The organism is Jezberella sp., assembly GCF_964834465.1.
The window spans coordinates 109,004-130,597 of record NZ_CBAZRM010000003.1 but is presented as its reverse complement, the minus strand read 5'-3'; the positions used below and the strand labels follow the sequence as shown (position 1 = coordinate 130,597).

Below are 21,594 nucleotides of genomic sequence, written 5' to 3'. Positions count from 1 at the left end.
CTCAAATTGCCTCGCCCCACTTGCCCGTTGCGGTCTTCAGCTGTTGCTCGCGCTGGTATGCACAATGCCTTTGTTAGCCTCGGCTTTTACGCCCTTTGTTCCGACGGATATCCGTGTTGAAGGGGTACAAAGAACCGATCCCGGTACAATTTTTGCACAGTTGCCTTTCAAAGTCGGTCAGAAATTCGACGATGCACTAGCAACTGAATCTATCCGTCGTCTGTATGCGATGGGTTTGTTCACTGATGTTCGGATAGAGACCGCTGGGTCTGTTGCCGTGATTGTCGTCCAAGAACGTCCGATTATCGCGTCTGTTGCCTTTACGGGCATGCGCGAGTTTGAGTCTAAGACCATCATCGATACCCTGCGCCAAGTGGGTTTCGGAGAAGGGCGTGTATTTGATAAAGCAATGCTCGAACAGGCGAAGTTTGAGCTCAAGCAACAATATTTATCGAAGGGTAAATATGGCGTTGAAGTATCTGAGACGATTACGCCTCTGCCTCGCAATCGCGTTGGCATCAACTTTGATATCTTCGAAGGCAAAGTTGCAAAGATTAACGAGATCAAAATTGTTGGCAGTAAAGCCTTTGAAGAGTCTGATTTGAAGAAGCTTTTCACGTTGACCACACCTGGTTGGTTGACTTGGTATACGGATACCGACAAGTATTCGCGTGAAAAGCTAGACAAGGATCTCGAGAGTTTGAAATCCTTTTACCTTGATCGTGGCTATCTTGAGTACAAAGCTGAACCCCCTCAAGTCACGATTTCTCCTGATCGCTTGGATATTTTCGTTACCGTGACCATCAGCGAAGGCGAGCCTTACACCATTAACAATGTCAAACTTGCTGGTAACTTGCTCGGCTTGGATCAGGAAATCGAGCAGTTGGTGCAGGTAAAAGCGGACGACGTTTTTAATGGTTCTAAAACCAACGCCACGTCCAAATCCATTACTGATTATCTGGCGAGCCTCGGTTACGCGTTTGCCAATGTGAATCCAAATCCGATTCTCAACAAAGAAAAACATACCGCTGATTTAACTTTCTACGTTGATCCTAGTCGTCGGGTTTATGTCCGACGGGTGCAGATTGCCGGTAATCAACGCACCAAAGACTCAGCGGTTCGCCGTGAAATTCGACAAGCGGAAGCCGCGTGGTACGACTCAAATAGCATCAAGTTATCCAAGGATAGGCTCGAGCGTACGGCTTACTTCAAAGAAGTGAAAGTATCGACCGAACCTGTCCCTGGGTCACCAGACCAGGTGGATGTCTTGATGGATGTAGTCGAGAAGCCAACGGGTCAGCTGAACTTGGGTGTCGGTTATGGTCAGGTGCAAGGCGTCCTCTTGACTGCCGGTATCTCTGAGCAAAACGCGTTCGGTAGCGGTACAAATCTGACGTTGCAGTTATCGACCAGTGCGAATGTGTCGACCACTGGCGGTAATTCTTCAGCCGTGTTGTCACACACCGACCCTTACTTCACCAACGATGGGATCAGCAGAACTGCTTCGATCTACTACCGGAATATGGTGCCGTATTCGAATAACCCAGGTACTTACCAAGTTCAAACGATTGGCGCTGGGCTGAGCTTTGGCGTGCCAATCACCGAGTTTGATCGTATCTTCTTGGGTGCCAACGTTGAGCAAAGTAAGATATCTTTGTATGACACGTCACCTGCGACGTATTACTCGTATGTTGCCAACTATGGCCAACAGACTAACGCTGTTATTTTGAATACTGGCTGGGCAAAAGATACTCGTGACAGTGCAGTCGCACCAACCAAGGGGTCTTTTACCCGCTTAAAGCTTGATGTTGGCACGTTGAATCTTCAATATTACCTGTTCTCAGCTCAGCAACAGTACTACATGCCCATTGGTCGCGACTATACCCTCGCATTCAATGCACTATTTGATTACGGTAAGAGTTATGGCGATAATCCATACCCGATCATCAAAGACATTTATGCAGGCGGTATTGGTACGGTTCGAGGCTATTCACCCAATACGCTTGGGCCCATCGATCCTGTAACAGGCACTTATCTGGGGGGCTCGAAGCGGGTTGTGGGTAATGCCCAGTTTTACTTCCCATTCCCAGGTAGTCAGAAAGATCGAACCCTCAGATGGTATGCCTTTGCTGACGCCGGTCAAGTCTACGGTAACAACGGCTATGGCGTGGATCAGGCCATCGATTTCAGCCAGCTGAGATATTCGATGGGGGTTGGTTTGTCTTGGGAATCCCCAATGGGTCCCTTGCAGCTTTCCTATGCTCGTCCGCTTAATGCATCCTCTACTGACATTACGCAGAACTTCCAGTTCCAAATCGGTACTGGCTTCTAAGCTGGATGACTGTAACTATTGCAAGACAATTTGGTTTTATATTTAGTGGCACAATACGTACTTAAATTCCTTTGATTTATCGAGACCTTTACAAATGTTTTCTACCGCTTATAAGTCTTTATCTACCTTAGCTCCAGTTGGCCGTGTGTTGAGTTCGGGTGTCGTTGCTTGTGTGATCGCTTTGAGCTTGTCAGGCTTACAAGCTGCGAATGCTCAGGGATCAAAGATCGGTTTTGTCAATACTGAGAAGATTCTGCGTGACTCATCGCCTGCTCGTGCCGCTCAGGCAAAGATCGAGGCTGAGTTCAAAAAGCGCGATGAAGACCTGCAAAGAATTGCTAATTCGTTGAAGGCGTCTGCGCAAAAGTTCGAGAAAGATGCGCCCGTACTGTCTGAGTCTGAACGTGGCAAACGTCAGCGTGAGCTGGCTGGCCAAGATGCTGATATTCAGCGCAAACGCCGTGAGTTTCAAGAAGATTTCAATCGTCGTCGCAACGAAGAGTTTGCGACCATCGTAGAAAAAGCAAACGTTGCCATCAAACGAATTGCTGAAGCTGAGAACTATGATGCCATTATTCAAGATGCTGTCACCGTGAATCCAAGAATTGATATCACCGACAAGGTGATCCAAGCTCTCGGTAATTAATTGGCCGCCCATGCCCGTTTTGCTGGATATTAATCGGGCGCCAAGGCTAAGCAGTTTGCTTGCAGCAATGCCTGCCGCGCTTGTGGTGGGCGTTTGCGCCGAATGCCAAGAGGATACTGATCCACAGATCGCTGGGATCGGTTCTTTGGCTGGTGCTGGCAACACCGAAATTTCGTTTATCGTTCACAGCAAGTATTTAGAACAACTTTACACAACCACCGCTCGGGTGGTGATTGTTCTTCCTGAAATCAATGACGCGTTGCTAGCAGCCGATGGCGGCAACCTTGAACACGGTTTATTGAATCAGCGCTTTATTCGCGTCGTTTCGCCCCATCCTTATTTGCTGTACGCAAGAATCGCTCAGTGGTTTGATGCGGCGAGGCAATCGTTGGTCGTACCCGGTATTCATCCAACGGCGTGTGTTGATCCGACGGCAGTTGTCTCACCCAGTGCTTGGGTCGGGCCACATGCGGTGATTGGCGCCCGATCTGTTGTGGGATCGATGGCTCGGATTTGTGCTGGCACAGTCATAGGGATCGATGTATCGATCGGTGACTCGAGCGTGTTGCATCCTAAGGTTTGCGTATATGACAGCGTGTCCATTGGCGCGCGAGCGATCGTTCATAGCGGGGCCGTCCTGGGGGCTGATGGTTTCGGATTTGCACCTGACCCAACCCTAGGTAAAGGTGCGTGGGGCAAGATCCCTCAATTAGGTAAGCTAGTGATCGGCGATGATGTAGAAATTGGTGCAAATACGACGATTGACCGTGGCGCGCTTGAAAACACCATCATTGAAAACGGGGTCAAGCTTGACAATCAAATCATGATCGCGCATAACTGCGTGATTGGCGAGCACACTGCTATTGCTGCGTGCGTTGGGATTGCTGGTTCGACCAAAGTCGGTAAGCGTTGCACGATTGGGGGCGCCTCCATGCTCTCGGGGCATTTAACGCTGGGCGATGATGTACACATCTCGGGCGGTACTGCTGTTACCGCGAACATCACTAAACCGGGTAGGTATACAGGCGTATTTCCCTTCGCTGAGCATGCTGAGTGGCAGAAAAATGCAGCAGTGATCGGGCAACTTTCGCAATTGCGTAAACGTCTGCGAACGGTTGAGCGCGACTCATAATATCTGTGGTGAAATACAGCCTGAATAGCTGATTGGATTGTTATGCAACTTGATATTAAGCAAATCATGTCGGTGTTACCACACCGATACCCTTTATTATTAATCGACCGAGTACTTGAACTGGTACCTGGAGAGCACGCCCGCACCTTAAAAAACGTATCGATCAACGAAGCTTTTTTTGCAGGGCATTTTCCTGAGCATCCAGTGATGCCCGGCGTATTAATTGTCGAAGCGTTGGCTCAGACAGCGGCGGTCCTTTCGATTGTCACAGGTAGTGGTCTTGACGCCACTGATAAAGAAAATAGTGTCTACTATCTGGCTGGTATAGACAATGCGCGGTTTAGAAAACCAGTGGTCCCAGGCGATCAGTTGATTCTCGAAGTCGTAGCTGAACGCCTTGGGCGCAGTATTTGCCGCTATCAAGGGCGTGCACTGGTCGATGATCAAGTCGTTGCCGAGGCGAAACTGATCTGTGCGATTCGTTCTGTGGAAGCCTGATGTCTGAGCTCATTCACCCCACAGCGATTATTGATCCTGCGTCTCGGATAGACCCGACGGTCAGTGTCGGTGCCTTTTCTGTGATTGGCGCGAACGTTTCAATTGGGGCTTATACAAAAATTGGCTCGCACTGTGTGATTGACGGCCATACCACTATTGGTGAGCATAATAACTTCTACCGGTTTTGTTCTATCGGTGGCATGCCTCAAGATAAAAAGTACGCAGACGAACCAACTAAGCTCACGATCGGCGACCGAAATACCGTTCGTGAATATGTCACCATCAACACGGGTACCCAACAGGACGTCGGCGTGACTCGAGTCGGATCCGACAATTGGATCATGGCGTACGTCCATATTGCCCACGATTGTCAAGTAGGCGATAACACGATCTTAGCCAACGGCGTGCAATTAGGCGGGCATGTTCATGTTGAAGATTGGGCGATTCTTGGCGGTTTGACTGCAGTGCATCAATTTTGCCGAGTCGGTGCGCATAGCATGACAGGTGGGCACAGCGCACTGCGTCTTGATGTGCCCCCTTTTGTCATGGCGGCAGGTAACCCTTGCTCTCCTGTTGGTATCAATGCCGAAGGTTTAAAACGCCGCGGTTTTTCTACGCAAGAGATCGCAGCGCTCAAAGAAGGGTACAAAATCATTTATCGTAACGGCCTTGTTTTGGCCGACGCTTGTGATGCCCTGCGGGTAAAACAGCAGGCTGAGCCAAGTGTCGCGAATGCACTGCAGGTGTTTTTGGATTTCTTTGCGATTTCAACCCGAGGCATTCTCCGACCATGAGCTTGACGCTCGGGCTCGTCGCTGGCGAGCCCTCAGGTGACATGATTGCTGCCCGCGTCTTAGAGGGCCTCAATGCCATTTCTCCAAACGTGATTGCCCAGGGGATTGGTGGCCCCGCATTAGCCTATGAAGGTCTTGATATCTGGCATCCCATGCATGCCTTGACTGTGTTTGGATATGTTGATGCGTTAAAGCGATTGCCCACGCTCATTGGTATCCATCGAGATGTTAAACAACGCTGGTTGCACAAACCACCCGACGTTTTTCTTGGTATTGATGCACCAGACTTTAATCTTAGGCTTGAAGCGCAACTCAAGGCAGCAGGCACGCCGACGGTACATCTCGTGGGGCCTTCTATTTGGGCCTGGCGCTATGAACGTATCCGCTTAATCAAGCAGGCTGTCTCGCATATGCTGGTGTTATTTCCCTTTGAAGAAGAGATTTATCAAAATGAAGGGATTCCAGTCACTTATGTGGGACATCCACTGGCGGACGCGATCCCTTTCACCCCTGATTTAGTCGCTGCCAGACAACGACTGAACCTTGAGGTGAGCGCCAGAATTGTCGCCATCTTGCCTGGTAGCCGATCCTCTGAAATCGCGGTGTTGGCACCTCGGTTTTTAGCGACGGCAGAGAGGCTCTTCAAGCGGGATTCGAGCCTGTCGTTTGTTGTGCCGATGGTCAACGAGGCTCGTCGGCAGCAATTTGAAAAGCTGGCCAAGCAGTTCAACCTACCAAGTTTGCAGGTTGTGACTCAAAGTGCTGAGCTAAGCGCTGCCAGCAAACCTATTGCCTGGGATGTCATTGAAGCCAGCAACGTTGTGCTGGTGGCCAGTGGCACCGCAACACTTGAAACAGCACTTTTCAAGAAGCCGATGGTGATTTCTTATTATCTGCCGGCGCTCATGCGTAGAATCATGGCCTGGAAGTCCAAACAAGAGCGCCCCTATCTCGATTGGGTCGGTTTGCCCAATATCTTGGCGGGAGAATTTGTCGTGCCAGAGTTATTGCAAGACGACGCAACCCCTGAAAAACTTAGTGAGGCGGTCTGGCAACTACTCACCGACGATAACAGGCAGCGAGCGATTGCTGAGCGTTTTCTTGAGATGCACCACACCTTAAAGCGCGATACGGCTACGATTGCCGCCCAAGTCATTGCCGACGTTGCTCATGCTTCTCGATGATTCGTCTTGGGTCGGCAAAGTGGTCGCTGGTGTGGATGAGGCGGGCAGAGGGCCGCTAGCAGGGGCCGTTTTTGCAGCTGCCGTGATTTTGGATCCAGTACGCCCAATCTCAGGGCTTGCCGATTCAAAAAAGCTGAGTGAAAAGCAGCGTGATTTGCTCGAACCAATCATTAAAAAGCAAGCATTCGCTTGGTGTATCGCCAGCGCTTCTGTCGAAGAAATCGATCAAATGAATATCTTGCAGGCAACGTTGTTGGCGATGCAACGGGCAGTGCACGGTTTGACTATTTATCCTCAGATTGCGTTGGTAGATGGCAATCAACCCCCCTCGCTCAGGTGTGAGGTTCAGACTATCGTTAAAGGTGATTCAAAAGTTGCTGCTATCTCAGCAGCGTCTATACTGGCCAAGACAGCGAGAGATGCAGATTTATCGCGACTTGCTGAGCGCTACCCAGGCTATGCATTTGAACAACACAAAGGGTATGGCACTGCGCTGCATTTGCAACGTTTGACGCAACTTGGGCCTTGCCCAGCGCACCGACGCAGCTTTGGGCCGGTTAGAAAATTATTGGATAACGTTTGAAACACATTGAATCCCGCGCGAACCCGCTTTTTAAACAGCTGTATAAATGGCAATCGTCGGCAGGTCGTCGTCAAGAGCCAGTTCTGTTCGATGGCATCCATCTTTGCCAATCCTGGTTGGATCACGATAAATTGCCCCGGTTGGCAATCTTTGATATCGCCAGGGTAGAACAGCCTGCTCTGGCTGCGTTGATTGACAGATTGCCGCAAGAGCTTTGTGTCACGATGCCCGCAGGCTTACTGGCCGGTTTAGCGGATGTACAAACCGATCAGGGTGTCATCTTTGTTTGCGATGTGCCTACTTGGACCATGCCCAAACGGTTTGAAGAATCGATTGTTTTATTGGATCGTATTCAAGACCCGGGTAATGTCGGTACGTTACTACGTACCTGTGCCGCTGCTGGGATCAAACGCGTACTATGCGCAAAAGGCACAGCAGCACTCTGGTCGCCTAAAGTTCTTCGCAGCGCACAAGGTGCGCATTTTGCGCTCAAACTCTATGAGCAACTGGATTTGGTAGAGATTTGTAAAACGACCAGTCTGCCTATCGTTGCAACGACGCTAGACAAATCGACTGACTTATACGACGCCAAATTACCCGACCAGTGTGCCTGGGTGTTCGGCCATGAAGGGCAGGGCGTTGATCCTGAGATCTTGTCTCAAGCAAAGCTGCGGATCAATATTCACCACGACAAAGCGGCCGTCGAATCGCTAAATGTCGGGATTGCAGCCGCCATTTGTTTATTTGAGCAACGTCGACAGCATAGAGGTCGATAGACCAGACCAATTGTTAGCCCATGCCTGCCTTCAGAGCGATTGAGGTCTAGTAAGCGGTGTGTCGATCTAAACCCACGTCCTGAAGCACCGTGGTTGAGATTTCTTCAATCGATTTGGTCGTCGTCGATAGCATCGCTATCCCATCGCGACGCATCAAGCGTTCAGCTTCTGCCACTTCATATCGACATTGTTCGATCGAACAGTATTTGCTGTCCGGGCGTCGCTCGTGTCTAACCTCTGACAAGCGATCGGGTTGGATCGTCAATCCGAAGAGTTTGGATCGGTAAGGCAGAATCGTGGCGGGCAGTGACTGACGTTCGAAATCCTCGGGGATGAGCGGGTAATTGGCAGCTTTCACACCGTACTGCATGGCCAGATACAAGCTAGTGGGCGTTTTTCCGCAACGAGAGACCCCGACAAGAATCACGTCTGCCTGTGCCAACCCGGTGACGAACTGCCCGTCGTCGTGAGCCAAACTGAAATTAATGGCGTCTATCCGGCTGCGATATTGTTTTGTGTTGACGCCACTGTGTAATTTACCCATCGAGTGGCTCGATTTCATCCCGAGATTCTGCTCAAGCGGCTCGACAAAGGCACCAAACAGATCTAAAAATAGGGCGTTTCCTGTTTTTACCCGCGCAAGTACGTCGGGGTTTACGAGTGTTGTGAAGACAATGGGGACTGTTCCCTGATCTGCCGCCACTCGATTGATGCGCTGAACGACATCATCGGCTTTGGTCACGCTGTCGATGAAAGGTACCCTGACTTGTTTAAAACTGACCGACTCAAACTGCGATAACACCGAGTGGCTAAAGGTTTCTGCCGTAATACCCGTGCCGTCCGAGATGATGAAAACGGTGCGAGCGGTAGGGGTATTTGTATGACTCATAAAAACCTTTTTTGCGGGCAGGGATAGTACAATGTTGCTTTGCAATATACATCTTGTTGTAGCGGCTTGTCTTTGCCACTGGCGTTCTTTTTTTCGAGATGCAAGGCTGGTTCGGTCAGTTTGTTTTGTTTGAGTAAATCGCAAATTGACCCAACTCGCTTTCTTATATTGTTAAAGGTGGTTTCATGTCCTACGTTATAGCTTTTGAGCAACTCCGCATGACGGATGTTGACTCAGTCGGAGGTAAGAACGCTTCTCTCGGTGAAATGATCAGTCAGCTCTCTGGTGCTGGGGTTCGGGTGCCTGGTGGTTTCGCGACCACTGCCCAAGCGTTTCGTGATTTTTTGTCTGATACTGGTCTCGACAAGCGGATCGCCGAGCGACTGACGACCCTTGATCCTGAGGATGTTCGTGAGCTGGCAGTGGCCGGCGCCGAAATCCGTGGCTGGATCGTGGGTGCGCCATTACCCGAGCGGCTCAATGCCGATATCCGCACGGCGTTTGCCGCACTCGATGTAGACGGACAAGGCTCTTTTGCCGTTCGCTCATCAGCAACGGCTGAAGATTTACCGGATGCTTCTTTTGCTGGTCAACAAGAGACGTTTCTGAACGTGGTTGGCATCGATGATGTCATCGATAAAATTCGCCACGTCTTTGCCTCGCTATACAACGATAGAGCGATTTCCTATCGCGTGCACAAAGGCTATGCACACGCCGAAGTGGCTTTGTCGGCCGGTATCCAGCGCATGGTACGTTCGGATAAAGGCAGTGCAGGCGTCATGTTTACGCTTGATACCGAGTCTGGCTTTGAAGACGTGGTGTTTGTGACGTCATCCTACGGTCTGGGTGAAACCGTTGTCCAGGGTTCTGTTAATCCTGACGAATTCTATGTGTTTAAACCCACGTTGGCGTCGGGTCACTATCCCATCGTGAATCGTCGTATCGGTTCAAAATTGATCAAAATGGAATTCGACCCCGCGCGTACCGAAGGTCGCGCCGTCCGCACGGTCGATGTGCCTGTCTCAGAACGTAACCGTTACTCGCTGACCGATGAGGAGGTCATTGAGCTATCTAAGTATGCCGTCATTATCGAAAAGCACTATCAGAGACCTATGGATATCGAATGGGGACGAGACGGTGTCGATGGCAAAATTTATATTTTGCAAGCTCGCCCAGAGACCGTTAAATCTCAACAAGCTGCGAACGATATTCAACAACGTTATCGTTTGAAAGCGACTGGCGACATCATCGTGACGGGTCGCGCCATTGGTCAGAAAATTGGCTCGGGTCCGGTCAAAATTGTCGGTGATATCTCGGAAATGGATCAGGTTCAAGCCGGAGACGTTCTCGTCACAGACATGACCGACCCCAACTGGGAGCCCGTCATGAAGCGCGCCTCAGCGATTGTGACCAATCGTGGTGGCCGTACCTGTCATGCTGCAATCATTGCGCGTGAACTTGGTATCCCCGCTGTGGTGGGATGTGGCAATGCGACTGATTTGCTCAAACAAGGGCAGCACGTCACTGTTTCTTGCGCTGAGGGGGATGAAGGACGCATCTATGACGGTCTCATTGAGACGGAAGTACAAGAAGTTCGCCGTGGTGTAATGCCCGACATCGACGTCAAGATCATGATGAACGTCGGTAATCCCCAATTGGCGTTTGATTTTTCGCAGATTCCGAACGAGGGCGTTGGGCTTGCCCGTTTAGAATTTATTATCAATAACAACATCGGCATACACCCTAAAGCGGTTTTAGACTATCCAAATATCGACCACGACTTAAAAGTAGCCGTTGAGTCAGCTGCAAGAGGTTATGCAAGTCCTCGTGCTTTCTTCGTTGAAAAGCTTGCTGATGGTATAGCGACAATCGGTTGCGCCTTTTACCCCAAACCCGTTATCGTCCGTCTGTCCGATTTCAAGTCTAACGAATATCGAAAATTAGTCGGTGGTTCGCGCTACGAACCAGAAGAAGAAAATCCGATGTTGGGTTTCCGAGGGGCATCGCGCTATATATCGGCAGACTTCGCTGAGTGCTTCAAAATGGAGTGCGAGGCACTCAAGCGTGTTCGTGATGAGATGGGATTAACCAACGTTGAAATCATGGTCCCCTTCGTCCGTACGGTCAAGCAAGCAGAGCGTGTCATTGCCCTGTTAGCCGGTCACGGCTTAGTCCGGGGTCAAAACGGTTTGAAAATTGTGATGATGTGTGAAGTCCCCTCAAACGCAATTCTGGCAGAGCAGTTTTTAGAGCATTTTGATGGTTTTTCGATTGGTTCTAACGATATGACGCAATTAACCCTTGGGCTTGATCGAGACTCAGGGATGGAGCTGCTCGCCGCCGATTTTGATGAACGCGACCTCGCGGTGAAATTCATGCTGACTCGGGCGATTCAGGCGTGTTTGAAAGCGGGCAAATATGTCGGGATATGCGGGCAAGGCCCCAGCGATCATTTGGATTTTGCCAAGTGGCTCGTGGGTGAAGGTATTTTGTCTATGTCACTTAACCCTGACACCGTGGTTGATACCTGGCAGAAGCTAGCCGCTACATAAGCAGCAAGATCGACGTATTTTGCTGTGTGAAGTGGTTACGGCGCCAGCCTTTCGAGGCTGGCGTTTTTGTTGATGTACTTAACCTATCTCGTCGCATGTTTCATGAGCCGATCTTTTTCTCTAGCCCAGTCTTTCTCTTGCGCCGCATCGCGCTTGTCATGCAGTTTCTTGCCTTTGCCAAGCCCGAAGTCGAGTTTGATTCGCCCGTTTTTATAGTGCAAGTTGATCGGGACAAGGGCAAAGCCTTTTTGTTCGACTTTACCGATTAATTTGCTGATTTCTTCTGCCTTCAAGAGCAGTTTTCTGGTGCGAGTGGCATCTGGGTGAATATGGGTCGACGCTGAGTTCAGGGGGCTAACATGCATGCCCAATAGCCACAGCTCGCCGTCCAGTACAACAACATAACTCTCTTTTAATTGAGCTCGACCGGCGCGAATTGCCTTAACCTCCCAGCCTTGAAGCACGATCCCCCCTTCGAACCGTTCCTCGATGAGATAGTCGTGAAAGGCTTTTCGATTTTCAATAATGCTCATAAATCCATTGTGCCGGTAAAATCCATGATTTTAGCCCTTTGTCGTTAGCCTATGCATTCTATTGAGCGCTCTGTCCTTGTGCCTTACAGTGTCAGCCAAATGTTTGATTTGGTTGCCGATGTATCGAGTTATCCAGATTTCATGCCTTGGTGTGGCGGGGCTAGCGTCAGAGAACAAACCGATACAGGGATGATTGCGTCTGTGACCATTGCCCTTGGCTCGATCAAACAGACGTTTACCACGCGCAATACCCATCAGTATCCAACCAATATTCACCTAGCGTTACTGGATGGTCCGTTTTCTGCCTTGACAGGCAATTGGGCCTTTCACCCTCTGGGCGATGAGGCCTGCAAGGTCGTGTTTAGTTTGCAGTATGAGTTTTCGAGTCGGACGCTGGGTGCTTTAGTTGGGCCAATATTTAACCGCATCGCGAGCAGTTTTATTGACTCTTTCACCAAGCGTGCTGAAGAGAAATACGCGTGACAACGACCGTCGACAGTAACGAAGGGCAACTCATGGAAGTGTCGGTTTGCTACGCACGATCACACGAGGTTTGGTTGGTTACGACGCTGCTGCCCTCAGGCAGTGTTGTGAGAGATGCCATTCGATCAAGTAAGTTTCGTGAACAATACCCGCTGATTGATGTGGCTAAAGCCACTGTTGGTGTGTACGGTAAACTGGTTTCCATGGATCATGTTCTCGTCTCTGGTGATCGAGTTGAAATCTATCGGCCCTTGACGTTTGATCCGAAAGTGTCACGTCGTCGTCGCGCGGTTCATCGTGAAAAAGCTCGCCACATCAAGAAAAAAATGCCAGTCGATGATTTAACCAAGCCGACCTGAGCGACGAAATACTTGGTCGTGAACAGTGGCATTAGCACAAGCATTTAAACAAGAGGGAGGAGTAGATCTTGGATACTGAGTTGAGCGATGAGCAACTGGCGTTTGCACAGGCTGCCAGAGAGTTTGCACTGGGCGAGTTCGCCCCCTATGCTGCTCAATGGGATCAGCAATCTATTTTCCCCACGGAAGCGTTTCGAAAAGCGGGCGAGCTTGGTTTTTGTAGCCTTTACGCTGCTGAGGAAATCGGTGGCTTGGGCTTGTCCCGCTTGGATGCTTCCCTGGTGTTTGAAGAGATGGCTGCCGTTGATCCCTCAACCACCGCTTTTTTAACCATTCACAATATGGTCACCTGGATGGTCGGCGAGTGGGCCACCGCGTCAGTGAAGGCAGAATGGGGGGAGGCCATGGCGAGTGGTCAGAAGTTGGGGTCGTACTGCCTAACTGAGCCTGGCTCAGGTTCAGATGCAGCCTCTCTGGTGACACGCGCCGACTTGGTCGGTGACCACTATGTGCTCAACGGCGCCAAAGCATTTATTTCTGGGGCAGGTGATACTGATGTCCTGATTGTGATGGCTCGCACAGGTGGGGACGGTGCTTCAGGTGTGTCTTCCTTTGTCGTTCCAGCCGACACTGCCGGGATTACATACGGGCGCAAAGAAAATAAGATGGGCTGGAACAGCCAAAGCACGCGTGCGATTGTGTTTGAAAATGCGAAAATCCCTCGCGCAAACTTGCTGGGACGAGAGGGGGAGGGCTTCAAATTTGCCATGCGTGGGCTGGACGGTGGTCGAATCAATATCGCGACCTGTTCCGTGGGGGCTGCGCAAGGGGCGTTGGATGCGGCTCGCACTTACATGCATGAACGCAAACAATTTGGTCACGCACTTGCTGAGTTTCAAGGTTTGCAGTTCAAGTTTGCGGATATGGCTACCAATGTGGTCGCTGCCCGTCAAATGGTACGTTTGGCGGCGTGCAAGCTAGATAGTCATTCACCTGACGCCTCGACCTATTGTGCAATGGCCAAGCGTTTTGCCACAGACTTGGGGTTTCAAGTCTGTCTTGATGGACAACAATTGCACGGTGGATATGGCTATTTAAAAGACTACCCCCTAGAGCGCTTGGTTCGCGACACACGAGTGCATCAGATCCTTGAGGGGACCAACGAAATCATGCGAGTCATCATTGCTAGACAACTTTTAGAGAAGGGTGCAGACATAAGATGAGCGATATTGTTTTATTCGAAGAGCTGGTTTGTGATAATGGCAGTAAGTTAGGTTTAGCCACACTGAATACCCCGAAAACATTGAACGGTTTATCGCTCGACATGAACCGTTTGCTGGTCAGTCAGTTCGAACAATGGGCCGATGATGCCAATGTGGTTGCCGTGTTGCTGCGCGGTGCCGGTGATAAGGCGTTTTGCGCTGGGGGTGATTTGCACTCGCTCTACCAGGCCATGACTGAACATCCTGACCAGTCTGCTACGGTGCAAGGCTATCCGGGGACGTTTTTTTCTGAAGAATATGCGTTTGACTATCGACTACATACATTTCCCAAGCCTATTATCGTGTGGGGCGACGGGATTGTGATGGGTGGAGGACTTGGGTTAATGATGGGTGCTAGCCACCGTGTCGTTACCGAGACATCGCGCTTGGCTTTTCCAGAAATCACCATTGGTTTGTTTCCTGATGTCGGCGGCACCTGGCTGCTCAACCGCTTGCCAGGTAAAACGGGATTGTTTTTGGGGCTCACTGGTGCTCAGATCGGTGCTTCAGATGCGCTTTATACAGGGATGGCGGATTATCACCTACCGAGGGCCACTTGGGATAGCTTGATTGCTCAGCTTAAACAGCAGGTGTGGGCCCAAGGGGCGACAGGCCAGCAGGCAAGCTCAGCTGAAGCGGCACAGGCGATCCGAGTAGCCAATGACAGTTTGATTCATGCCATTCTCGATCAACTGAGCGTGGATCCAACCCCAATGATGGGTACTTTGCAACAACATGCGCCTTTCATTCAGAAACTATGCAGCGGCTCTGACTTGAATCGAATTGTGGCAAACCTGCTCGCGCTAGCCGACCATGCCGACCCTTGGCTGCAGAGGGCTGCTAAGACGCTGGCCGCTGGTTCACCGGGATCAGCGCGGTTGACCTTTGAACTGCTCAAACGCACGAAACATGTTTCGCTTGCTGAGGCCTTCAGAATCGAAATGGTTGCAGGGATGGGTTGTGCTGTTCATGGTGATTTCGCTGAGGGAATTCGCGCCTTGTTAATCGATAAGGATAAACAACCGAAATGGAATCCAGCGACGCTTGATGGGGCGACCGCTGAGTGGGTCAGCAAGTTTTTTAAGGCGCCCTACACGGCAGAGCAAGACCCCTTAAGGGGTCTTGGCAGACAGTAGTCAGGCTAGCCAGCCTTACTAATCGAATAGGGCAACGCGAGTTGCTCTATTTTTAATGCTGGATACGCGGCAAGTGCCAGGCTATCAGTTTCCATCACGGCAAACGGTGACTCAAATAAGAGATAGGTTTTGTCATCAGTATTGACGGCGTTAATCACTCGGCCACACGGTTGGTTATCGTCACGTGTATTGATGACATCGTCACCCCCGTTGACGCTGAGCCGATCTGTGCCCGCGTTGGGCCAATTGATCCTGCCCATCGTCATCCGGCGCTTGAGTGTGCCGCGATAATGGCTGCGAGCAACAATCTCTTGACCGGGGTAACACCCTTTGGTGAAGCTGACCCCTCCGATCAGATCGAGATTGATGGTTTGGGGGATGAATAAATCTTGTGTTGACGCCTCAATCCAAGGTAAACCGGCCGTGAGATCGGCCAAAGGCCAAGCGAAAGACGAATCGTCTTGAAGTAATGCGGTGAACATCGGGTTTGCTTGCGTGGTCTGATCTGTTCGCGTGGCATCCGTCATCCACCACCAGCGCAGGCTGTTTGGTGTGGACGCAGGGGCATTGACAAAGTAACCAAGCGCTGAATGGATCAGGTCATACGGCTTGACGGGTAAAACCATGCCCAACGCGTCATTCAGCGCAGGCAAACGCGTGGCCGCACAACTGATCCCGTAGATGGTCATCGCAGGCTTGATCACCTTTACTTTTGCTCGCAAGACGAACATCGACAGCCGTTTAATGACGCTGTCAGCAATATCGGACCGAATCATGGCTAGCACAGCGGGCTCGTCTTGCTGGACTAAACCTGTGTTGATAAAGACGCCTGAGCCAAGCAAACGACCCTGAGCTGTGCAGTAGCCGGCCAGTCTCGCCTCGTCGGCAGCAGCACCAGCGATGTCATTAGTCAGCTGTCCCTGCAAGAAAGACAGGGAATCAGCCCCTGTAAAACCCACGACCGTGAGTGCTGACAGCGAGTAAATCGCGCCCAAACTGCCAGCCTCATCGGGCATGGCGGTATCGGTTAAACGTGTTGAAAGAGGGTGCATAGACTTCACTTCCTAAAAAAGACATCCATCATCGCCTATAGCTTGATCATACCAATCTGGTGACGGGTTGCTTAAAAATCACAACCTTATTGGGGTCGTCTCCTGTTGGCCGATCAAATTCCCCCACCTGATCCCTCCGTATCCGGGCCAAGGGCGATGCCGGCCAGCGGCGTCACTCCTAATGACGTGGCCAAATGACGTGACGAAGATGGATGAAGACATTCCGAGTCGAGGTATTCCATTAAACTAATGCCCATGAATTCTTTGCTTAAATTATTTGCCTATTTGTTGGCGCTGATCGTGATCGTCATCGCCTCGATCTTCGGCTTGGCTTATCATTGGGCGACAGAAAAATTTGTTTTGCAGACGGCTTACGTCGATCTGCTTGTTCCTAGCGGCAGCAACCCTGCTGGGATTGCGCGCATCATGAATCAGGCAGGGATTGAGCTTGAACCTTCGTTGTTTTCCTGGTTAGCGCGCTTGTCTCAGTTAGATAAAAAAATAAAGGCAGGCGGCTATCAGATAAGACAAGGGGATACCCCCTGGACAGTCTTGCAGCGCATGGCGCAAGGCGACGTCAGTTCGCGTCAAATCACCTTGATTGAGGGTTGGACGCTTAAACAAATATTGACAGCGCTTGATGCGCAACCAGACCTGGCACATCTTCTCAAAGGCGATCGTCATGAGCAGATCGTACAGGCGATCGGGATTCAACATCCCTATGCTGAAGGCTTGTTCTTTCCTGATACGTATATTTATTTTGCTGGGACGTCAGATGCCGAATTGCTGGCGAGAGCCTACAAAGCTCAGCAGCAAATTCTCGATCGAGCTTGGGAATCCAGAGATGCAGACTTGCCGCTACGCAGCCCCTACGAAGCATTGATTCTGGCGTCCATTATCGAGAAAGAGACGGGCTCGGCAAGCGATCGAGCCCGTATCGCCAGTGTCTTTGTGAACCGCCTGAAAGCTGGCATGCCTTTGCAAACAGACCCTACCGTGATTTACGGGCTAGGCGACAGTTATGACGGCAAAATCCGGAAAAAAGATTTACAAACAGATACCCCCTGGAACACTTACACGAGAACTGGGCTTCCGCCCAGCCCCATCGCCAGTGTCGGAAGAGGGGCGCTGTACGCCAGCTTGCATCCAGAAAAGAGCAATTATCTTTACTTTGTCGCACGAGGCGATGGTAGCAGTGCGTTTGCGAGCACACTCTCAGACCACAATAGAAACGTTGCAGCCTATATACTGAGTAGAAAGCCGTGAATTTACAGAAAGATACGCGTTTTTCGAGGGTCATATGACGAAGTTAGGTGGTGGTCAGTTCTTGACGCTCGAAGGTGTTGATGGGGCAGGCAAAAGCACTCATGTGGATTGGATCGTTGACCGTTTACGGCACGCTGGCCTTGACGTGATTTCAACGCGTGAGCCGGGTGGTACGAGTATCGGTGAGCAATTGCGTGAGTTATTGCTGCATCGATCGATGCATCTAGAAACAGAGACTTTGCTGATGTTTGCCTCTCGATGCGAGCTTGTGCGCACGGTCATCGAACCAGCATTACAGGCGGGTAAATGGGTCGTGTGCGACCGCTTTACTGATGCGACTTTTGCGTATCAAGGCGGTGGACGTCAGTTGTCCGCTTCGCGTATTGAAGCGCTTGCTCAATGGGTTCATCCCACGCTTAATCCTGATCGTACCTGGGTGTTCGATGTACCGTTGGCCCTCGCTCGAGAGAGACTTAATCGTCACGGCAATCAAGATCGCTTCGAGCGTGAAGCCGATGCTTTTTTTGAAAGAACCCGGTCTGTTTACCGACAACGAGCCCATGATGACCCTGCACGTATGCTTTTGGTTGACTCGTCACGCAGCATTGAAGAGATTCGACAAACCTTAGGCGTTGATATTGATTCGCTCATTGAGCGACATCAACGAAAGTGATGACCTACGCCACATTTTTACCTTGGCAAACAGCCGTCGCAACGCAGTGGCTTGGTCAGCGAGAGAGATTTGCCCACGCCTGGCTCATCCATGGGTTAGCGGGGATTGGTAAGCGTGAGTTTGCATTGGCAGCTGCAGCCTCATTGCTATGTGAATCACCGGTAAAAGGGCTCGCCTGTGGGAAATGCCTCGCCTGTGGTTGGGTTGCCATGGGTCATCATCCTGATTTCAAGCGGATTCGTCCTGAGGCGCTTGCCGCTGAAGAAGGGGCCGCGAATGCGGGCGATGCGGATGCGGTCGGCAGCGAGTCGGGCGAAGCCTCGGCAGGGTCGAAACGAGCACCTTCCAAGGAGATTCGAGTTGAACAAATCAGGGGCTTAGAAACTTGGTTTAACACAGGCACTCATCGATCAGGCTATCGTGTGGTGTTAATTTATCCGGCTGAATCGTTAAATGCGATTTCAGCTAACACCTTGCTTAAAGTGCTTGAAGAGCCCGCGCCACAGACAATTTTTTTATTGGTTGCAGATGCACCCGACCGGTTGCTGGCGACCTTGCTATCGCGTTGTCGTCGCTTGCCACTGGCAACGCCCAGCCGAGAATCCTCCATCAATTGGCTGTCTAGTCAAGGGGTGCAATCCCCCGACCAATGGTTGGCAGCTGCTGGGGGAGCTCCCGTTTTAGCCAAGCAACTCGCTGGACAGCAACCAGAGCCTTGTCCCCAGTGGTTGAGTGGCTTGATGGATGGGATTGCGACCCAACGTCAGTTCGACCTTGGACAGCTGGTCGACCTACTCGCAAAGCTGCCAACCAACCAGTGGATCGACAGTTTGCAGCGAGTCTGCGTCGATTTGCTCATGGCGGCCAATCACTTGCCCTTGAGATACTTCCCAACATTGAGTCCAAGTCTGGCGGCAATTGCATTAAAAGCTGACCGCAAAGTGCTCAGCGACCTATCTCAGTGGATAGATCAGCAAATGCGTTTAGCCAACCATCCACTGAACAGCAAACTATTTGCGCAAAGCATGCTTCAACGCCTTGTGTCTTCGTGTAGATCCAGTCCATCAAATAAGAGTTCTCATGTACGTTGATTCACATTGCCATGTTGACTTCCCTGCGCTGGCAACTCAGATGCCGGATATTTTGCTGCGAATGCAGGCTAATCGCGTGAGCACAGCGCTTTGCGTGAGCGTCAACTTACCAGACTGGCCGAATCTGCTGGCTCTCGTCGAGCAACACCCCGAACTCTGGGCTTCAGTTGGTGTACACCCCGATTACGAGGATACGATTGAACCGACGGTTGATGACCTCGTCTCTCGAGCAACCCATCCTAAGGTCGTCGCGATTGGCGAAACTGGGTTGGATTATTTTCGTTTGACGGGCGATCTCGATTGGCAACGTAACCGCTTCCGTCAACATATCAGAGCGGCCAAAGCGTGTGGTTTGCCCTTGATTATTCACACACGCTCATCCTCTGAGGACACGCTTGCAATTATGCGTGAGGAGGGCGCCGCTCAGGCACGCGGTGTCATGCATTGTTTTACCGAGTCATGGGATGTGGCACAACAGTCGATGGATATGAATTTCTACATTTCGTTTTCAGGGATTGTGACGTTCAAAAATGCAACGTCTTTGCAAGACGTCGCCACTAAAATGCCACTAGATCGCCTTTTGATAGAAACAGATTCGCCCTACCTGGCCCCGGTACCGCATCGCGGCAAACTCAATGACCCTTCTAAAGTCATCCATGTGGCAGAAAAAATTGCTGAGCTTCGCAGCGTACCCGTGAGTTTAATCGAAGAGGCTTCTACCGATAATTTCTACACTTTATTCAACAAGATAAACCACTGAGGTACGTTTTTATGAAAGTTGCATATCGCTTTTTTAAGCGTTTGTTGGTGGGATTACTGGCCTCTGTAGCGTTGCTGTTGACCTTCGCGTTGCCTGCAGTGGCTGCCGACAAAGCCGATGTTTGGGTCTACATCACCAACGATCACGTTGAAGATTTACGTAGCATCCTGGCGCAAGGGTTGGATCCCAATATCAAAAACCCGAAGGGTGACATGCCTGCGATCATGCTGGCCGTCAAAGAGAGTTCGTGGAAGTGTTTTGACCTCTTGCTCAATCAGCCAAAAATCGATCTGAATGTGCATAATGGCTTTAACGAAACGCCGATTATGTACGTTGCCTTTGTGGGCGATTTGGCGAGAACCAAAAAAATGTTGGATAAAGGGGCCGAGGTCAACAATCTTGGATGGACCGCGCTGCACTATGCCGCGATGAAGGGCTACCCAGACATCGTTAATCTGCTTCTGTCCAAAGGTGCTTTGCCCAATGCACCTGCCCCAGACGGGAGCAGTCCCTTAATGATGGGCGTAAAAGGCAACAATTTTAAAGTCGTTCAAGCCCTCATTAATGCCGGCGCAGAGCCAACAGCCCGTAATTTGGCAGGCGAAGACGCGATTGATTTTGCCAACAAGTTCGGTCATGTCGATTGGGCCAAACAAATGACCAAGATTGCCGCAGATCGCAAGGCGAAGGCCATTGCCAAGGCCAAGAATGAGCCTCCAGAGGCAGAACCAGAACCTGAAGCAGCATCGGACCCAGCCGCTGAATCGGTGGCAGGCGTGGTAGCTGGATCAACCACACCACACTAGCTTGTCACGCCATCCACTTCAACCTCGATCTCACCAACCTTGGTCATGTCAGCCGTGACATGTTCTGCAGAATCCAAGGTCATGATGTCAGCGTAATGTGCCCCCATCACGAAATCTGCAGGGGTGTACATTCTGGTGTCGTGTACTGACGCGCCGAGGTTATTGTCCAGTGCGCGCACGTGCAATAAGACCCAAATAGGGAGTTCGGCGATGGCTTGAGCCCCCTGATCCAGCAAAATTTTCAGTGGGCTCTCTTCAGTAATCGCGTGTGTCAACGTCCACGTCAACGAGAAATATGATAATTCGTTCCTGAGTAGGGGCAGATCTCGAGAAACGGCTACCTTCTTGGCAAACAGTATTTTAGCTTTGGCCTTGGAAAATCGAACAAAAATTAGCCCTGTGGTCGTTGCTGTCAATAGCAAGCTGATGAAGAGCTCGACGGTGACGAGCGTATGTCCATAAGTCGTGTGCGGTGCCATCGCGCCATAGCCAACCGTTGTCAACGTTTCTACGCTGAAAAAAAACGCGTACAGAAACGATCCTGGTGGTAGGTTGGAAATCGCTTCGGGTGAGGCAAAGTAAAGGCTGGCAAACAGAATATTCACGAGCAGGTAGATGCCCGTTAGCCCGATGAAAAACTGTGGCCAACTTAAATCCATCGCAACGTGGTATGGATCGCTCAAGTCGAAACGCAAAATGCCTATTTTTGTTGAACGAATCAGGTGTTCACTGTCACGAGCAAAATAAAGCGAAGATTTATTTTTTTGTGCTTCGTCTTTCAAGTGCT

General features: G+C 50.7%; 22 protein-coding genes. 18 read left to right on the top strand and 4 right to left on the bottom strand.

Annotated elements, in window-relative coordinates; all coding sequences use genetic code 11:
* Positions 1-64: 64 nt before the first annotated feature.
* From bamA to AC1W8Y_RS03270, 8 genes are all read left to right on the top strand, one after another.
* Complete coding sequence (gene bamA / locus AC1W8Y_RS03305) at positions 65-2,332, top strand: outer membrane protein assembly factor BamA (RefSeq protein WP_482013041.1); 2,268 nt, start codon at positions 65-67, stop codon at positions 2,330-2,332.
* 94 nt (positions 2,333-2,426) lie between these two features.
* A complete protein-coding gene (locus AC1W8Y_RS03300) occupies positions 2,427-2,978 on the top strand; it encodes an OmpH/Skp family outer membrane protein (protein ID WP_482013040.1) in 552 nt (183 codons plus the stop codon).
* Positions 2,979-2,988: 10 nt separating this feature from the next.
* Positions 2,989-4,110: a UDP-3-O-(3-hydroxymyristoyl)glucosamine N-acyltransferase gene (gene lpxD, locus AC1W8Y_RS03295; RefSeq protein WP_482013039.1), complete on the top strand. Its 1,122-nt coding sequence runs from the start codon at positions 2,989-2,991 to the stop codon at positions 4,108-4,110.
* Between the two features lie 42 nt (positions 4,111-4,152).
* A complete protein-coding gene (fabZ, locus tag AC1W8Y_RS03290) occupies positions 4,153-4,608 on the top strand; it encodes a 3-hydroxyacyl-ACP dehydratase FabZ (protein ID WP_482013038.1) in 456 nt (151 codons plus the stop codon).
* Positions 4,608-5,402, top strand: coding sequence for an acyl-ACP--UDP-N-acetylglucosamine O-acyltransferase (gene lpxA / locus AC1W8Y_RS03285; RefSeq protein ID WP_482013037.1), 795 nt, complete (start codon positions 4,608-4,610; stop codon positions 5,400-5,402). Before fabZ ends, lpxA begins: the two co-directional genes overlap by 1 nt.
* The gene (gene lpxB, locus AC1W8Y_RS03280) at positions 5,399-6,586 is read left to right on the top strand and encodes a lipid-A-disaccharide synthase (protein WP_482013036.1); all 1,188 of its coding nucleotides are present in this window, start codon (positions 5,399-5,401) and stop codon (positions 6,584-6,586) included. Before lpxA ends, lpxB begins: the two co-directional genes overlap by 4 nt.
* Positions 6,573-7,169, top strand: a complete 597-nt coding sequence (gene rnhB / locus AC1W8Y_RS03275; protein WP_482013035.1) for a ribonuclease HII — start codon at positions 6,573-6,575, stop codon at positions 7,167-7,169. Before lpxB ends, rnhB begins: the two co-directional genes overlap by 14 nt.
* On the top strand, positions 7,166-7,945 hold the full coding sequence (locus AC1W8Y_RS03270) for a TrmH family RNA methyltransferase (RefSeq protein ID WP_482013034.1): 780 nt from the start codon (positions 7,166-7,168) through the stop codon (positions 7,943-7,945). The genes rnhB and AC1W8Y_RS03270 overlap by 4 nt, the downstream gene beginning before the upstream one ends.
* 46 nt (positions 7,946-7,991) lie before the next feature.
* Here the strand turns inward: AC1W8Y_RS03270 and ppsR are convergent, their stop codons facing one another.
* Positions 7,992-8,834 carry a posphoenolpyruvate synthetase regulatory kinase/phosphorylase PpsR gene (gene ppsR / locus AC1W8Y_RS03265; protein ID WP_482013033.1) on the bottom strand — a complete coding sequence of 281 codons (843 nt, stop codon included), beginning with the start codon at positions 8,832-8,834 and terminating at the stop codon, positions 7,992-7,994.
* A 185-nt stretch (positions 8,835-9,019) separates the two neighbouring features.
* Here ppsR and ppsA point away from each other — a divergent pair, with 185 nt between their 5' ends.
* Positions 9,020-11,386: a phosphoenolpyruvate synthase gene (ppsA, locus tag AC1W8Y_RS03260; RefSeq protein ID WP_482013032.1), complete on the top strand. Its 2,367-nt coding sequence runs from the start codon at positions 9,020-9,022 to the stop codon at positions 11,384-11,386.
* 83 nt (positions 11,387-11,469) lie between these two features.
* Here ppsA and smpB read toward each other — a convergent pair whose 3' ends face one another.
* Positions 11,470-11,919 carry an SsrA-binding protein SmpB gene (smpB, locus tag AC1W8Y_RS03255; protein ID WP_482013031.1) on the bottom strand — a complete coding sequence of 150 codons (450 nt, stop codon included), beginning with the start codon at positions 11,917-11,919 and terminating at the stop codon, positions 11,470-11,472.
* Positions 11,920-11,970: 51 nt separating this feature from the next.
* Here smpB and AC1W8Y_RS03250 point away from each other — a divergent pair, with 51 nt between their 5' ends.
* From AC1W8Y_RS03250 to AC1W8Y_RS03235, 4 genes are all read left to right on the top strand, one after another.
* Positions 11,971-12,402, top strand: a complete 432-nt coding sequence (locus AC1W8Y_RS03250; RefSeq protein ID WP_482013030.1) for a type II toxin-antitoxin system RatA family toxin — start codon at positions 11,971-11,973, stop codon at positions 12,400-12,402.
* Positions 12,399-12,761, top strand: a complete 363-nt coding sequence (locus tag AC1W8Y_RS03245; RefSeq protein WP_482013029.1) for an RnfH family protein — start codon at positions 12,399-12,401, stop codon at positions 12,759-12,761. Before AC1W8Y_RS03250 ends, AC1W8Y_RS03245 begins: the two co-directional genes overlap by 4 nt.
* Before the next feature lie 68 nt (positions 12,762-12,829).
* Positions 12,830-13,984, top strand: coding sequence for an acyl-CoA dehydrogenase family protein (locus tag AC1W8Y_RS03240; protein ID WP_482013028.1), 1,155 nt, complete (start codon positions 12,830-12,832; stop codon positions 13,982-13,984).
* Entirely contained in the window at positions 13,981-15,159 is a 1,179-nt protein-coding gene (locus AC1W8Y_RS03235) for an enoyl-CoA hydratase/isomerase family protein (RefSeq protein ID WP_482013027.1), read from the top strand. Before AC1W8Y_RS03240 ends, AC1W8Y_RS03235 begins: the two co-directional genes overlap by 4 nt.
* Before the next feature lie 5 nt (positions 15,160-15,164).
* Here AC1W8Y_RS03235 and ygfZ read toward each other — a convergent pair whose 3' ends face one another.
* Positions 15,165-16,211, bottom strand: a complete 1,047-nt coding sequence (gene ygfZ / locus AC1W8Y_RS03230; protein ID WP_482013026.1) for a CAF17-like 4Fe-4S cluster assembly/insertion protein YgfZ — start codon at positions 16,209-16,211, stop codon at positions 15,165-15,167.
* Positions 16,212-16,466: 255 nt separating this feature from the next.
* On the opposite strand from ygfZ, the gene mltG reads away from it, so the two are divergent.
* Genes mltG through AC1W8Y_RS03205 form a run of 5 tightly spaced genes read left to right on the top strand, consistent with a single transcriptional unit; the run spans position 16,467 to position 20,807 of the window.
* Positions 16,467-17,477, top strand: coding sequence for an endolytic transglycosylase MltG (mltG, locus tag AC1W8Y_RS03225; RefSeq protein WP_482013025.1), 1,011 nt, complete (start codon positions 16,467-16,469; stop codon positions 17,475-17,477).
* 34 nt (positions 17,478-17,511) lie between these two features.
* Positions 17,512-18,150 carry a dTMP kinase gene (tmk, locus tag AC1W8Y_RS03220; RefSeq protein ID WP_482013024.1) on the top strand — a complete coding sequence of 213 codons (639 nt, stop codon included), beginning with the start codon at positions 17,512-17,514 and terminating at the stop codon, positions 18,148-18,150.
* Positions 18,150-19,241: a DNA polymerase III subunit delta' gene (gene holB / locus AC1W8Y_RS03215; RefSeq protein ID WP_482013023.1), complete on the top strand. Its 1,092-nt coding sequence runs from the start codon at positions 18,150-18,152 to the stop codon at positions 19,239-19,241. Before tmk ends, holB begins: the two co-directional genes overlap by 1 nt.
* Positions 19,231-20,001: a TatD family hydrolase gene (locus tag AC1W8Y_RS03210; protein ID WP_482013022.1), complete on the top strand. Its 771-nt coding sequence runs from the start codon at positions 19,231-19,233 to the stop codon at positions 19,999-20,001. Before holB ends, AC1W8Y_RS03210 begins: the two co-directional genes overlap by 11 nt.
* A gap of 11 nt (positions 20,002-20,012) precedes the next feature.
* The gene (locus tag AC1W8Y_RS03205) at positions 20,013-20,807 is read left to right on the top strand and encodes an ankyrin repeat domain-containing protein (RefSeq protein WP_482013021.1); all 795 of its coding nucleotides are present in this window, start codon (positions 20,013-20,015) and stop codon (positions 20,805-20,807) included.
* Here AC1W8Y_RS03205 and AC1W8Y_RS03200 read toward each other — a convergent pair.
* Entirely contained in the window at positions 20,804-21,589 is a 786-nt protein-coding gene (locus tag AC1W8Y_RS03200; protein ID WP_482013020.1) for a potassium channel family protein, read from the bottom strand. The two genes, AC1W8Y_RS03205 and AC1W8Y_RS03200, sit on opposite strands and share 4 nt — an antisense overlap.
* Positions 21,590-21,594: the final 5 nt, after the last annotated feature.

What these genes read in the sequence shown, in the direction of transcription:
- lpxA (WP_482013037.1), top strand. Translation starts at nt 4,608, where the DNA reads ATGTCTGAGCTCATTCACCCCACAGCGATTATTGATCCTGCGTCTCGG.
- lpxB (WP_482013036.1), top strand. Translation starts at nt 5,399, where the DNA reads ATGAGCTTGACGCTCGGGCTCGTCGCTGGCGAGCCCTCAGGTGACATG.
- AC1W8Y_RS03235 (WP_482013027.1), top strand. Translation starts at nt 13,981, where the DNA reads ATGAGCGATATTGTTTTATTCGAAGAGCTGGTTTGTGATAATGGCAGT.
- AC1W8Y_RS03300 (WP_482013040.1), top strand. Translation starts at nt 2,427, where the DNA reads ATGTTTTCTACCGCTTATAAGTCTTTATCTACCTTAGCTCCAGTTGGC.
- lpxD (WP_482013039.1), top strand. Translation starts at nt 2,989, where the DNA reads ATGCCCGTTTTGCTGGATATTAATCGGGCGCCAAGGCTAAGCAGTTTG.
- rnhB (WP_482013035.1), top strand. Translation starts at nt 6,573, where the DNA reads ATGCTTCTCGATGATTCGTCTTGGGTCGGCAAAGTGGTCGCTGGTGTG.
- mltG (WP_482013025.1), top strand. Translation starts at nt 16,467, where the DNA reads ATGAATTCTTTGCTTAAATTATTTGCCTATTTGTTGGCGCTGATCGTG.
- ygfZ (WP_482013026.1), bottom strand. Translation starts at nt 16,211, where the DNA reads ATGCACCCTCTTTCAACACGTTTAACCGATACCGCCATGCCCGATGAG.
- holB (WP_482013023.1), top strand. Translation starts at nt 18,150, where the DNA reads ATGACCTACGCCACATTTTTACCTTGGCAAACAGCCGTCGCAACGCAG.
- ppsR (WP_482013033.1), bottom strand. Translation starts at nt 8,834, where the DNA reads ATGAGTCATACAAATACCCCTACCGCTCGCACCGTTTTCATCATCTCG.
- ppsA (WP_482013032.1), top strand. Translation starts at nt 9,020, where the DNA reads ATGTCCTACGTTATAGCTTTTGAGCAACTCCGCATGACGGATGTTGAC.
- AC1W8Y_RS03250 (WP_482013030.1), top strand. Translation starts at nt 11,971, where the DNA reads ATGCATTCTATTGAGCGCTCTGTCCTTGTGCCTTACAGTGTCAGCCAA.
- AC1W8Y_RS03210 (WP_482013022.1), top strand. Translation starts at nt 19,231, where the DNA reads ATGTACGTTGATTCACATTGCCATGTTGACTTCCCTGCGCTGGCAACT.
- AC1W8Y_RS03205 (WP_482013021.1), top strand. Translation starts at nt 20,013, where the DNA reads ATGAAAGTTGCATATCGCTTTTTTAAGCGTTTGTTGGTGGGATTACTG.
- smpB (WP_482013031.1), bottom strand. Translation starts at nt 11,919, where the DNA reads ATGAGCATTATTGAAAATCGAAAAGCCTTTCACGACTATCTCATCGAG.
- fabZ (WP_482013038.1), top strand. Translation starts at nt 4,153, where the DNA reads ATGCAACTTGATATTAAGCAAATCATGTCGGTGTTACCACACCGATAC.
- bamA (WP_482013041.1), top strand. Translation starts at nt 65, where the DNA reads ATGCCTTTGTTAGCCTCGGCTTTTACGCCCTTTGTTCCGACGGATATC.
- tmk (WP_482013024.1), top strand. Translation starts at nt 17,512, where the DNA reads ATGACGAAGTTAGGTGGTGGTCAGTTCTTGACGCTCGAAGGTGTTGAT.